Annotated in this window: 9 protein-coding genes and 3 tRNA genes; 7 read left to right on the top strand and 5 right to left on the bottom strand. The window is 70.4% G+C overall.

Annotated features, from left to right (window positions below; all coding sequences use genetic code 11):
* Positions 1–147: 147 nt before the first annotated feature.
* Positions 148–220, bottom strand: a tRNA-Arg gene (locus IEZ25_RS21095).
* Positions 221–395: 175 nt separating this feature from the next.
* Here IEZ25_RS21095 and IEZ25_RS21090 point away from each other — a divergent pair.
* From IEZ25_RS21090 to IEZ25_RS21075, 4 genes are all read left to right on the top strand, one after another.
* Entirely contained in the window at positions 396–2,234 is a 1,839-nt protein-coding gene (locus tag IEZ25_RS21090) for a phosphoenolpyruvate carboxykinase (GTP) (RefSeq protein WP_191201458.1), read from the top strand.
* A gap of 181 nt (positions 2,235–2,415) precedes the next feature.
* On the top strand, positions 2,416–3,318 hold the full coding sequence (locus IEZ25_RS21085; protein WP_191201457.1) for a sulfite exporter TauE/SafE family protein: 903 nt from the start codon (positions 2,416–2,418) through the stop codon (positions 3,316–3,318).
* Positions 3,319–3,549: 231 nt separating this feature from the next.
* Positions 3,550–5,397, top strand: a complete 1,848-nt coding sequence (locus tag IEZ25_RS21080) for a phosphoenolpyruvate carboxykinase (GTP) (protein WP_191201456.1) — start codon at positions 3,550–3,552, stop codon at positions 5,395–5,397.
* A gap of 141 nt (positions 5,398–5,538) precedes the next feature.
* The gene (locus IEZ25_RS21075; RefSeq protein ID WP_191201455.1) at positions 5,539–6,543 is read left to right on the top strand and encodes a TrmB family transcriptional regulator; all 1,005 of its coding nucleotides are present in this window, start codon (positions 5,539–5,541) and stop codon (positions 6,541–6,543) included.
* Between the two features lie 167 nt (positions 6,544–6,710).
* Here IEZ25_RS21075 and IEZ25_RS21070 read toward each other — a convergent pair whose 3' ends face one another.
* The 3 genes from IEZ25_RS21070 to IEZ25_RS21060 form a co-directional block, all read right to left on the bottom strand.
* Complete coding sequence (locus IEZ25_RS21070) at positions 6,711–6,929, bottom strand: hypothetical protein (RefSeq protein WP_191201454.1); 219 nt, start codon at positions 6,927–6,929, stop codon at positions 6,711–6,713.
* Positions 6,930–7,102: 173 nt separating this feature from the next.
* Positions 7,103–7,193 (bottom strand) — tRNA-Ser (locus IEZ25_RS21065).
* A gap of 62 nt (positions 7,194–7,255) precedes the next feature.
* Positions 7,256–7,717, bottom strand: coding sequence for a hypothetical protein (locus tag IEZ25_RS21060; protein ID WP_191201453.1), 462 nt, complete (start codon positions 7,715–7,717; stop codon positions 7,256–7,258).
* Between the two features lie 105 nt (positions 7,718–7,822).
* On the opposite strand from IEZ25_RS21060, the gene IEZ25_RS21055 reads away from it, so the two are divergent.
* The 3 genes from IEZ25_RS21055 to IEZ25_RS21045 all read left to right on the top strand — a co-directional run bounded on the left by IEZ25_RS21055 (position 7,823) and on the right by IEZ25_RS21045 (position 10,168).
* Positions 7,823–7,910 (top strand) — tRNA-Ser (locus IEZ25_RS21055).
* Positions 7,911–7,934: 24 nt separating this feature from the next.
* A complete protein-coding gene (locus tag IEZ25_RS21050; RefSeq protein WP_191201452.1) occupies positions 7,935–8,807 on the top strand; it encodes an AAA family ATPase in 873 nt (290 codons plus the stop codon).
* On the top strand, positions 8,804–10,168 hold the full coding sequence (locus IEZ25_RS21045) for a VWA domain-containing protein (protein ID WP_191201451.1): 1,365 nt from the start codon (positions 8,804–8,806) through the stop codon (positions 10,166–10,168). Before IEZ25_RS21050 ends, IEZ25_RS21045 begins: the two co-directional genes overlap by 4 nt.
* Positions 10,169–10,208: 40 nt before the next feature.
* Here the strand turns inward: IEZ25_RS21045 and IEZ25_RS21040 are convergent, their stop codons facing one another.
* Entirely contained in the window at positions 10,209–11,537 is a 1,329-nt protein-coding gene (locus tag IEZ25_RS21040; protein ID WP_191201450.1) for a hypothetical protein, read from the bottom strand.

Below are 11,537 nucleotides of genomic sequence, written 5' to 3'. Positions count from 1 at the left end.
GGCGAACTGCTCCGTGAGCTCACCATCGACCCCACCCGCAACTACCAGCCACTAGGCCGACCGCCCGGCCCCAAGCCCGGACAACACAGAAGGCCGGACCCAGAATCTGGGTCCGGCCTGTCCGGTATCTCCTGAGAGATCACACTGCGCGCCTGTAGGGATTCGAACCCCAAACCTTCTGATCCGTAGTCAGATGCTCTATCCGTTGAGCTACAGGCGCATGTCCGTCGTTGCGCTTGCACGCCGCGAGGACTGGTCGAGGATAGCCGACGTACTCCGGACGAGTGAAATCAGCACCCCCTGCGGGCAGGTCCCCCGCGCGGTGCGGTGCCCTATCGTGCCAAGCACCCGCACACGCGGCGGTCCGCACCCGCCGCAGACTGAGAGGCAGCGCGATGGCAGATCTCGAGGCAGTCCTGGACGAAGCCGGACTGACGAACCCGTTGGTCCGGGAGTTCGTGAAGGAGTACGCCGAGCTCACCGGCGCCACACGCGTCGAGGTGGTCAACGCCTCCGACGACGCCCGGCTGCTCGAGGAGGCCGTGGCGGCCGGCGAGCTGGAGATGGCGGGCGAGGACCGCTACTACTCCCGCAGCTATCACAAGGACACCGCCCGCTCCGAGGAGCGGACCATCGTCGCGACCAACGACGAGAAGGACAGGGGCGTCTACAACAACTGGCGCCCCGCCTCGGAGATGAAGCCGATGCTGCACGACCGGATGCGCGGCGCGTCCGAGGGCAAGACGATGTACGTCATCCCCTACCTGATGGCGCCCGCCGGCAACGCGCTCGCGCCGTGGGCCGCCGGCGTGGAGCTCACCGACACCCGCACGGTCGTGCTCCACATGATCCGGATGGCCCGCGTCGGCGTGCAGTTCGTCAACGACCTCGAGGACCCGGACTCGTTCGTCCGCGCGGTCCACGTCACCGGTGACCTCGAGCACCTCGGCCAGGGCACGCCCGACGACCAGCGCTACTTCGTGACCGTCGCCGACGAGCGCACGATCCTGCACTTCGGCTCGTCCTACGGCGGCAACGCGCTGCTGGGCAAGATCGCCCACGGCCTGCGGCAGGGGGCCTACGACGGCTGGGCGAGCAAGAAGTTCCTCGCCGAGCAGTACATGCTCATCGGCATCCACGACAAGCAGACCGGGAAGACGTGGCACGTCTGCGGTGGCTTCCCGAGCGCCTCGGGCAAGACCAACCTGGCGATGATGGCCGCCCCGGACGCCCTGGGTGAGCGCTACCACGTCTCCTTCTACGGCGACGACATCGCGTGGCTGTGGGTCGACGAGGAGTCCGGCCGGCTGATGGGGATGAACCCGGAGTACGGCGTCTTCGGTGTCGCGAAGGACACCAACGAGACGACCAACCCGAACGCCCTGCACTCCATCGGCGAGGGCACGAAGGCGATCTTCACCAACGTCGCGCACAACCCGGCCACCGGCGAGGTGTGGTGGGAGGGCAAGACGCCCAAGCCGCCGACCGACGTGCGCGGCTGGGTCGACTGGATGGGCGCCCCGCTCGCCGACCGCAAGCACGACGACACGGCCGCGCTGGCCCACCCCAACAGCCGCTTCACCACGACGCTGGCCAACGTGCCCAACATCGCTCCCGACTACGACGAGCCGACGGGCGTGCCGATCGACGCCATCATCTTCGGCGGCCGCACCCGCGACCGCGAGCCGCTGATCCGCGCGATCACCGACCTCGCCGAGGGCGTCTACGACGGCCTGACGCTCGGCGCGGAGGCCACCTTCGCCGCCGAGGGCGTCGACGGGCAGCTGCGCTACGACCCGATGTCCAACCGGCCCTTCATGGCCTACGGCGAGGGTGACTACGCGCGCCACTACCTCGACGTCGTGGGAGCAGCGAAGGAACAGCCGATCTTCGCGCACGTCAACTGGTTCCAGAAGGACCCCGACGACGGGCACTTCCTCTGGCCCGGCTACCGCGACAACCTGCGCCCGCTGCTCTGGCTGCTCCAGCTCAAGAACGGCGAGGTCGAGGGCCGGCGTACGGCGGTCGGCATCATCCCGACCGAGGAGGAGCTCGACCTCGAGGGCGTCGACATCGCACCCGAGGACCTCGAGCGCATCCTGACCATCGACAAGGAGCGCTGGCAGCAGGAGATGGGCTTCCGCGAGGAGCACCTCGCGCAGTTCGACCGGATGCCCGAGGAGATCTGGGAGGCGCACCGCCGGGTCGCCGCCGACCTGGAGGACGAGGCCTGACGGTCCCACTTCAGCACTGCCTTCGAGGGAGCCCTGCCGGACGGGGCTCCCTCGCTGCGTGTCAGGGCGGTGGGTGAGTGGGTGAGCGGGTGATAGGACACGCCGACCACTCGATTAGTCAAACCTATCAATTCACTGTACTTTAGGGACAACGTCCTGGTCCTTCCCCGGAGGAGTCCCCGTGCAGAAGCTCATCATGTTCGCCCTCGTGGGTGTCGCCGCCCAGCTCGTCGACGGCAGCCTCGGCATGGCGTACGGCGTCACCTCGACGACGCTGCTGCTGATGATCGGCACGAACCCGGCCATGGCCTCGGCCATGGTCCAGCTGGCCCAGCTCGGCACCACCGCCGCCTCGGGCATCTCGCACCACTCCTTCGGCAACGTCGACTGGCGCGTCGTCCGCACCATCGCGCTGCCCGGGGCCGTCGGCGCCTTCGTCGGCGCCACCCTGCTGGTCAACATGCCGGTCGACCTGGCCAAGGTCGTCATGTCGGTGCTCCTGCTGGCGCTGGGCTCCTACCTCCTCGTCCGCTTCACGGTGAAGGGCTTCGACACCAGCCGCGTCGGCCAGCCGCTCGGACGCCGCTTCCTCGTGCCGCTCGGCGGCGTGGCCGGCTTCGTCGATGCGACGGCCGGTGGCGGCTGGGGCCCGATCGGCACCCCGGCGCTGCTCGCGAGCGGCCGGATGGAGCCCCGCAAGGTCATCGGCTCGGTGAGCACCTCGGAGTTCGTGGTCACCCTCGCCGCCTCCATCGGCTTCCTGACCGCCCTGGGCTTCGCCGGCATCCAGTGGCAGATCGTGGTCGGCCTCCTCGTCGGCGGCGTCATCGTCGCGCCCTTCGCCGCGATGCTCGTCAAGGTCATCCCCGCCCGGATGCTCGGATCCCTCGTCGGCGGCCTGATCGTGCTGACCAACAGCCGCACCCTGATCAACGCCGACCTCGTCGCCGTCCCCGGCGGCGTCGCGATCGCCATCTACGTCACGATCGCCGCCGTCTGGGCGTACGCCATCTCCCACTCCTGGCGCGCCCACCGGGCCGACACCGCGGCGCTCGCGCACGAGCCCGCGTCGGTCGACGCCTGATCGAGACGTCCACCCGACCACCCCTCGCCCCGTCCCGGGGGAGGGGTGATCGGTCTCTCCCCGACGAGCCGTCACTTCCGCCGATAAACGGCAAAAGCGCAGGTGAGACGGGGGTCACACATCTGTGATCGATCCAATATGTGCGTGCATTCACACGGGCTAGCGTCCCGCGCAAGTCGCCGACAACGAGGCCGCGCGAACCAGCCGCTACGCACGCTGAAGGAAACGGTCATGACCGCAACGATCGACACCGACACGCCCCAGACGACCAGCCAGCCGACCACCCACGCAGGCATCCTCGCGTGGGTCACCGAGGTCGCCGAGCTGACCCAGCCGGACGCCATCCACTGGTGCACCGGCTCCGACGAGGAGTGGGCTGAGCTCACCGCCTCCCTCGAGGCGACGGGCACGTTCACCCGGCTGAACCCCGACGTCATGCCCAACTCGTTCCACGCCGCGTCCGACCCGACCGACGTCGCCCGCGTCGAGGACCGCACCTACATCTGCTCGGTCGACGAGCGCGACTCCGGCCCCACCAACAACTGGATGGACCCGGCCGAGATGAAGGACCTCATGCGCGGGCTCTACGCCGGCTGCATGCGCGGGCGCACGATGTACGTCATCCCGTTCGTGATGGGCCACGTCGAGGCCGAGAAGCCGATGTTCGGCATCGAGGTCACCGACTCGGCCTACGTCACCGTCTCCATGCGCGTGATGGCACGCATGGGCACCGAGGTGCTCAGCCGCATCGAGGAGCTCGAGGCCGCCGGCGAGGACCCCCAGTGGGTGCCCGCCCTCCACTCCGTCGGCATGCCGCTCGAGCCGGGTCAGGCCGACGTGGCCTGGCCGTGCAACGACACCAAGTACATCGTCCAGTTCCCCGAGGAGCGGATGATCTGGAGCTTCGGCTCGGGCTACGGCGGCAACGCCCTGCTCGGCAAGAAGTGCTACGCCCTGCGCATCGCGTCGGTCATGGCGCGTGACGAGGGCTGGCTGGCCGAGCACATGCTCATCCTCAAGCTCACCTCGCCGCAGGGCGTGACCAAGTACGTCGCCGCGGCCTTCCCGAGCGCCTGCGGCAAGACCAACCTCGCGATGCTCAAGCCGACCATCCCCGGCTGGACCGTCGAGGCGATCGGCGACGACATCGCGTGGATGCGCGTCGGCGAGGACGGCCGGCTGTGGGCGGTCAACCCGGAGTTCGGCTTCTTCGGCGTCGCCCCCGGCACCAACGAGCACACCAACCCGCACGCCATGGAGACCATCCGCAAGGGCAACTCGGTCTTCACCAACGTGGCGCTCACCGAGGACGGCAACGTCTGGTGGGAGGGCCTTGAGAACCCGCCGGCCCGCGCCACGAGCTGGAAGGGCGAGCCGTGGACTCCCGAGTCCGACGAGCTGTCCAGCCACGCCAACAGCCGCTACTGCACCCCGATCAAGCAGTGCTCGATCCTCGCCGACGAGTACGACGACCCGCGCGGCGTGCCGATCGACGCGATCCTGTTCGGCGGTCGCCGCAAGACGACGATCCCGCTGGTGACCGAGGCCCGCGACTGGAACCACGGCACCTTCATGGGCGCCACGCTCTCCTCGGAGACGACCGCTGCGGCCGTTGGCGCGGTGGGCGTCGTACGCCGTGACCCGATGGCGATGCTGCCCTTCATCGGCTACAACGCCGGCGACTACTTCGGCCACTGGATCGGCATGGGCAAGGACCACGACGCGGCCAAGCTGCCGAAGATCTTCTACGTCAACTGGTTCCGTCGCGACGAGGACGGCGGCTTCCTCTGGCCGGGCTTCGGCGAGAACAGCCGCGTCCTCAAGTGGGTCATCGAGCGCATCGACGGCCAGGCCGCCGCGGTCGAGACCCCGATCGGCCACGTCCCGGCGCCGGGCTCGATGGACATCGACGGGCTCGACGTCACCGAGGAGCAGCTCGCGCAGGCCCTCGCGGTCGACCCCGAGGAGTGGAAGGCCGAGATCCCGCAGATCCAGGAGTGGTTCGAGAAGTTCGGCGACGACCTCCCGGCCGTCCTCTGGAGCGAGCTCGACACCCTCACCGCGCGCCTCGACGCCTGATCCCACCTCGCGCACGACCCGTCTCGCCGACCACCTCCGGCGAGGCGGGTCCTCGTGCATCCGAGGCTCGACGTTGGTGCCGTTGTGGCACCATCACCCCACGGGGTTGGCAACTGGTCGCGTGGGAAGTCGAGGTGGGTCGTGCCCCTGGGGCAGCACGAGCGCGGCGTGTTCGAGGAGCACGCCACGCCGCTCTACGAGGAGATCGTCGCGTCCGGAGGCGTGAGCACCGCCGACCAGCGCATCGCCAGGCGCGGTGAGCTGCACGAGGCCTTCGAGCTCCTCGTCGAGGTGGGCCTCATCGTCAAGAGCGACGACGGCACGCACTGGCGAGCCGTCGATCCGGCCGCCGTGCAGGCACAGGTGGTGGCCCCGCTCGGCCAGCAGGGTGCCGAGCTGATCGCCGAGTCCGCCCACTGGGCGCAGGCCTTCAGCACCCTCTCCCACGCCTGGCGCCGCTCCCCGAGCGCGGTGGGTGGTCCGTTCGCCGAGATCCGCGGTGCCACGACCATCAACAACTTCCTGGCCTCCCTGGTCGGCGACGCCGAGGAGGAGCTGCTCACCGCGCAGCCGCAGGACCGGCGCGGGGTCAAGCAGCTCGGCGAGGTCGGCGCGCGCGACATCGCCGCCCTCAAACGTGGCGTGCGGATGCGCACCCTCTACCAGCACGCCGCACGTCGCGGAGCCGACACCCGCAAGTACGTCGCCGCGGTCAGTGCCGCCGGGGCCGAGGTCCGTACGCTCGACGAGTTCTTCAACCGGCTCATCGTGGTCGATCGCCGCATCGCGGTGATCCCCAGCCACGAGGGGCTCATCGCGGCGATGGTGATCAGCGAGCCGTCGATGGTGGGCTACCTCGTCGACATGTTCGAGCGCCACTGGGAGCGGGCCCGGCCCTTCACCAGCAGCGAGACCTCCCTGATGCGTGACATCGCCGCCGAGCAGCGGGCGATGACCATCCGGATGCTCCTCGAGGGTCGCGCCGACCCCGCGGGCGCCAAGCGCCTCGGCGTCAGCCCGCGGACCTACGCCGGCTACGTCGCCGATCTCAAGAGCGAGTTCGAGGTCGAGACCCGCTTCCAGCTCGGCTACGAGATGGGCAAGCGGGGGATCTCGGGCCGGGAGACCGACGAGCTCAGCGGCTGACCTCCCCGACGACCTGTGGCAAGGACGAAGGCAGCGACTCCGAGGAGTCGCTGCCTTCGCTGCTGAGACGCGCCTGTGGGGGAGGCTTCCGGACCAGAACTCGTGGGGGGTTGAGGGGTCCGGGTCTCAGCACTTCACTGCGTGCACATCATCGCACGCGCTCTGGGTCAGCGGCCGAACCTGATGCGGGTGCCCCAGCTGGTGTCGATGGTCTGGGAGACCGTGGTCCGGGTGCCCCAGCTGGTGTCGGCGGTCCGGGGACCCTTGACCTTCTGGCCCCAGCTGGTGTCGGCTGCTGCGTGTGCGGGAGAGGCCCCGAGGCCCGCGAATCCGAAGCCGAGTGCACCCACGAGGGCTGCTGCGGCGATGCGGCGTACAGGGGTCATTGCATTTCACCTCTAGCTGTCACTGCGTCACAGGGGATGACACCCCTCATTGTCCCTCAACCCGGCGGGTCACGTCCCGCCGACGTCGCTGCAGGTCTGTGCATTGCAGGTTCTTGCAAAAGTGTGGGGGCAGCCGGATTCGGCCCCCTCCCGCCGGGAGGGGGCCGATCACGCGGAGGCGGAGGGATTTGAACCCTCGATGGGGTTGTAGCCCCAAACCCGCTTAGCAGGCGGGCGCCATAGACCGGACTAGGCGACGCCTCCATGCCCGGCCGGAACCGGGCGCACAAAGGTTACAAGGCGCGACGCGCCCGTGCCGAATCAGGTCACCACTTCGTGAGGCCGTGTCCCCGCTGGAGGTGCTCCTGCACGTCGCGCACCACGGCCTCGCGGTCGGCGGCGAGCATCTGCACCGGGATGATCGTGCTCCTGCCGTCGCGCAGGCGCAGCACCAGCACGGGCGAGTCCGCGACCGTGGACGTGACCGCGTCCTCGACGTCCTTCCACCGGCCCGACGCGGCCCCGACGCCGCGGACCCACTGCACTCGGTAGCCCTCCGGGGTGAAGCGGACGACCCAGCCCTTCTGCCGCCACGTCCACCACGACGCGACGAGGAGGACGACCGTGAGGACCACCGGAACCAGCAGGAACACCGTGTGCAGGTCGACGACCGCGATCAGGATGGTGCTGGCGAGGATGAGGACGGCGACCGCGCACAGCAGCGCGCCCACCAGGCGCGCCGCGACGGCGGGGGCGAGGCGGTAGACGGTGGCGGTCTCGGTCGTCACGCCGGAGATTTCACCACGCACGCCCGGCGGTGCCCGCGCTCGGGTCCGCACGGCGGAGGCCGTTCGGTAGAGTTCCGCGGTGTGCGACGCCGTGGCGTCGTACGAGGAGAGGTGCCGGAGCGGCCGATCGGAACCGCCTTGAAAGCGGTCGTAGGGAGACCTACCGCGGGTTCGAATCCCGCCCTCTCTGCCAACCCCCCACCGATAGGCTCCCGGCGTGACGACCTGGTTCGACTCCGCCGACGACGCGACGAGCCGCCTGCGTGCGGCCGGCTACCTGACCGACGACGCCACCGCGCTGACGGCGTACCTCGCGGGGGCGCTGGAGAAGCCGCTGCTCATCGAGGGCCCGGCCGGGGTCGGCAAGACCGAGCTGGCCAAGGCGGTGGCGCGGGCGACGGGTGCGGAGCTGGTGCGGTTGCAGTGCTACGAGGGGCTCGACGAGGCACGGGCGCTCTACGAGTGGAACTACAAGAAGCAGCTGCTCCGGATCCAGGCGAGCGGCGGTGACGACGCGACGTGGAGCGAGACCCACGACGACATCTTCACCGAGGAGTTCCTGCTGACGCGCCCGCTGCTGAGCGCCATCCGGCGCGAGGAGCCGACCGTGCTGCTCGTCGACGAGGTCGACAAGACCGACGTCGAGGTCGAGGGGCTGCTGCTGGAGGTGCTGAGCGACTTCCAGGTGACGATCCCCGAGCTGGGCACGGTCACCGCGACCCGGCGGCCGTTCGTGGTGCTGACCTCGAACGCCAGTCGCGAGCTGTCCGAGGCGGTCAAGCGTCGCTGCCTCTTCCTGCACCTCGACTACCCCGACGCCGAGCGGGAGCGCGCGATCGTCACCAGCCAGGTCCCCGCGCTCGAGGAGAAGGTGGCCGCCCAGCTGGTCGACGTCGTCGTACGCCTCCGCGAGCTCGAGCTCAAGAAGGCGCCCTCGATCGCGGAGTCGGTCGACTGGGCGCGCACGCTGATCGCGCTGGAGATCGACGACCTCGACGAGGCCACGGTCGCCCGCACGCTGGGCGTCGTGCTCAAGCACGCCTCGGACCAGCAGCGCGCCGTCAAGGAGCTGAAGCTGGCCTCGCGATGAGCCTGCTCGACACCCACATCGGATTCGTGGAGGCGCTGCGCGCCGCGGGGCTGTCAGTGTCGCTGGCCGAGGGGCTGGACGCGGTCGCCGCGCTGGACCAGGTGTCCTGGCACGACCGCGAGACCGTGCGGGCGGCGTATGCCGCGACTCTCCTGAAGCGCCAGCCCCAGCGTGTCACCTTCGACGCGGTCTTCGACATCTACTACCCCCGGCTGATCGGCAGCGGGGTCGCGGGCGAGGGACTGCCCGACGTCGAGGGGGCGCCGGACACCGGCCCCGAGCTGGCGCGCTTCCGCGAGGAGCTCGCCGAGGCGCTGGTGAGCGGCGACCGGCAGGCGTTGCACGATCTTGCAGTCGAGGCGGTGGCCCGGTTCGGCGCGATGCCCGGCCGGGGGCCGGGGCTGTCGAGCTGGTCGGCCTACACCTCGCTGCAGCGGGTGTCGCCCGCGGAGCTGATGGACCGGCTGGTGCAGGGGCTGCTCGGTCAGGGTCTCGACGGCGAGCACGCCCAGCGCGTCGCCGGACGCCGGGTCGGAGACTTCACCGGGATGGTCGAGGGTGACGCGCGGCGACGGATCTCGGAGGAGAAGGGGCCGCAGCACGTTGCCGCCGTGACCGTCCGGCCGAGCATCGACCGGCTCGACTTCACCGCCGCGCGCCGCAGCGACCTCGAGGAGATGCGTCGCGAGATCTATCCGCTCGCCCGCCGGCTCGCGGCCCGGCTCGCCAAGCAGCAGCACGCGCGGCGCCGTGGCCCCCTCGACGTACGCCGCACGGTGCGCGCGTCGATCGCGACCGGCGGGGTGCCGCTGACCACCCACCACCGCCCCAAGCGCCCCCATCGCACGGACCTCGTCGTGCTGTGCGACGTCAGCGGGTCGGTGGCCAGCTTCGCGCAGTTCACCCTGCTGCTGGTCTTCGCGCTCCGCGAGGCGTTCAGCGGCGTGCGTGCCTTCACCTTCGTCGACGACGTGGTCGAGGTCAGCGACGCCTTCCGTCCGGGTGCCGACGTCGTCGAGGTGATGGAGTCACTGGCGCCGCGCATCGCGCAGGCCGCGCTGTGGGGACGGACGAACTACGGGCGGGCGCTCACCCGCTTCGCCGAGGAGCACGGCGACGCCATCGGTCCCCGGTCCTCGCTGCTGGTCCTCGGGGACGGCCGGTCCAACTACAGCGACCTGGCGCTGCCGGTGCTCGCCGACCTCGCCGGCCGGTCCCGCCACGCGTGGTGGCTCAACCCCGAGCACCCGCGCCACTGGGGCACCGGTGACAGCGCGGCGGACCGCTACGGCGAGGTCGTGCCGATGGTGGAGTGCCGCAACCTCGCCCAGCTCGGCGAGTTCGTGCACGGCATCGTCTGACTGCCGCTCCGCGGTGGAGCAACTGCGGTGGGGTGGGGCCTCAGCCTGCGAGGTAGCCGAGGTCCTGCATGCGCGCGATCGCGGCGCGCAGCTCGGGGTGCGCAGCGATGTCGGCCGCGCGAGCGCCGGCGACATAGGTGTGCGTGCCATCGGCGTTGCTGCCGTCGAAGACCACCGTCAACCGGTTGGCCGTCCGCGCGTTGATGAGGGAGCCGAGCAGCGCGACCGGGTCGGCGCGGTCCTCGAGCGAGAGCACGCGGGTGGACTGCGGGATCCGGGGCACGAGGGCCGACGGTGCGCCCGCGGTGACGACCTGGTCGACGACGAACTTGTCAGAGGTGGCGGTCGAGGCGATCTCGGCTGCGATGGCCCCACCAGCGGCCGAGCCCACGAGCATCACGCGCGCGTCGTCGTCGGTGACGGCCTTCTCGATCGCCCGGACGACCTGCCTGGCGGACGTCGACGGGTCGGCGCCGACGAGGCGCAGCCGGCCCGGCTCGCCCCCGAGAGCACCGGGGAGGTAGGCGATGTAGCGACCCGCGCCCACCCGTTGCACGCTGATCCTGTGGTCCTCTGCGACCAGGTTGGCCATCAGCTCCTCGAGCGAGCGGGGAGCGAGTCCCTCCCCGGTGCCGGCCTCGGGCTGCGGCGCCTCGACCTCCACGAACGCTCCGGCGGAGTCGCGGAACGCCGCCACCGCGTCGGTCGGGAACGGGTCGATGCCGATCGCTCGCAGACCCCCGCGTGCCGCGTGGACACCTTGGTCGGAGGCGAGCACGCCGGCCGTGAGGAGCGAGCGCATGTGGAGCCCGTCGAGCAGCCCGCCGCCACCGGAGAGGTGGTCCATCAGGTCGGGGTTGCTGTCGGCGAGCTCGCTCAGGTAGGCCGTGACGCCGTCGCGGTCGAGGGCGTCGGCCTCGATCAGGCCGGCACTGACGATGGCCCCGCCGAGCGCGACCTCGGGGGCGAGGTAGCCGATGGCGCGACCGGCGATCGAGCCGAGCGTCTTGTAGGCCGCCTGCTGGAGCTCGTCGATCCAGCGGTAGGTCAGCACCGTGGCGCGTACGACGAGGGCGTCGGCGTCGAGCTCGACCGAGCGGGTGAGCAGGCCGTGCTTGCCCGTCGTCGCGGCGCGGATGTCCTCCTCGGCCTGGCCCCAGGTGGCCTTCGACAGCTCTCCCGAGTCGACGACGTCGTCGTCGCCGAGGATCTCGGAGCCGAGGCGGGCCCGGGTGCGCATCTCGTTGCCGGAGGAGTCGAACAGGTCGGCCAGCGCCAGCATCCGGTCGTACTTGTCGGCGACGACCGCGGCTGAGGAGTCCTCGGGCGACTCGGTGTCGTGCGTGCGGGGGATGTCGAGGTCGCTCAT

This window comes from Nocardioides hwasunensis (assembly GCF_014779665.1).
In the GTDB taxonomy this organism is placed as follows: domain Bacteria; phylum Actinomycetota; class Actinomycetes; order Propionibacteriales; family Nocardioidaceae; genus Nocardioides; species Nocardioides hwasunensis.
This window is presented reverse-complemented; position numbering and strand designations above follow the sequence as displayed.

Coding starts and splice junctions, on each gene's coding strand:
- IEZ25_RS21090 (WP_191201458.1), top strand. CDS start 396: ATGGCAGATCTCGAGGCAGTCCTGGACGAAGCCGGACTGACGAACCCG.
- IEZ25_RS21080 (WP_191201456.1), top strand. CDS start 3,550: ATGACCGCAACGATCGACACCGACACGCCCCAGACGACCAGCCAGCCG.
- IEZ25_RS21070 (WP_191201454.1), bottom strand. CDS start 6,929: ATGACCCCTGTACGCCGCATCGCCGCAGCAGCCCTCGTGGGTGCACTC.
- IEZ25_RS21045 (WP_191201451.1), top strand. CDS start 8,804: ATGAGCCTGCTCGACACCCACATCGGATTCGTGGAGGCGCTGCGCGCC.
- IEZ25_RS21040 (WP_191201450.1), bottom strand. CDS start 11,537: ATGAGCGACCTCGACATCCCCCGCACGCACGACACCGAGTCGCCCGAG.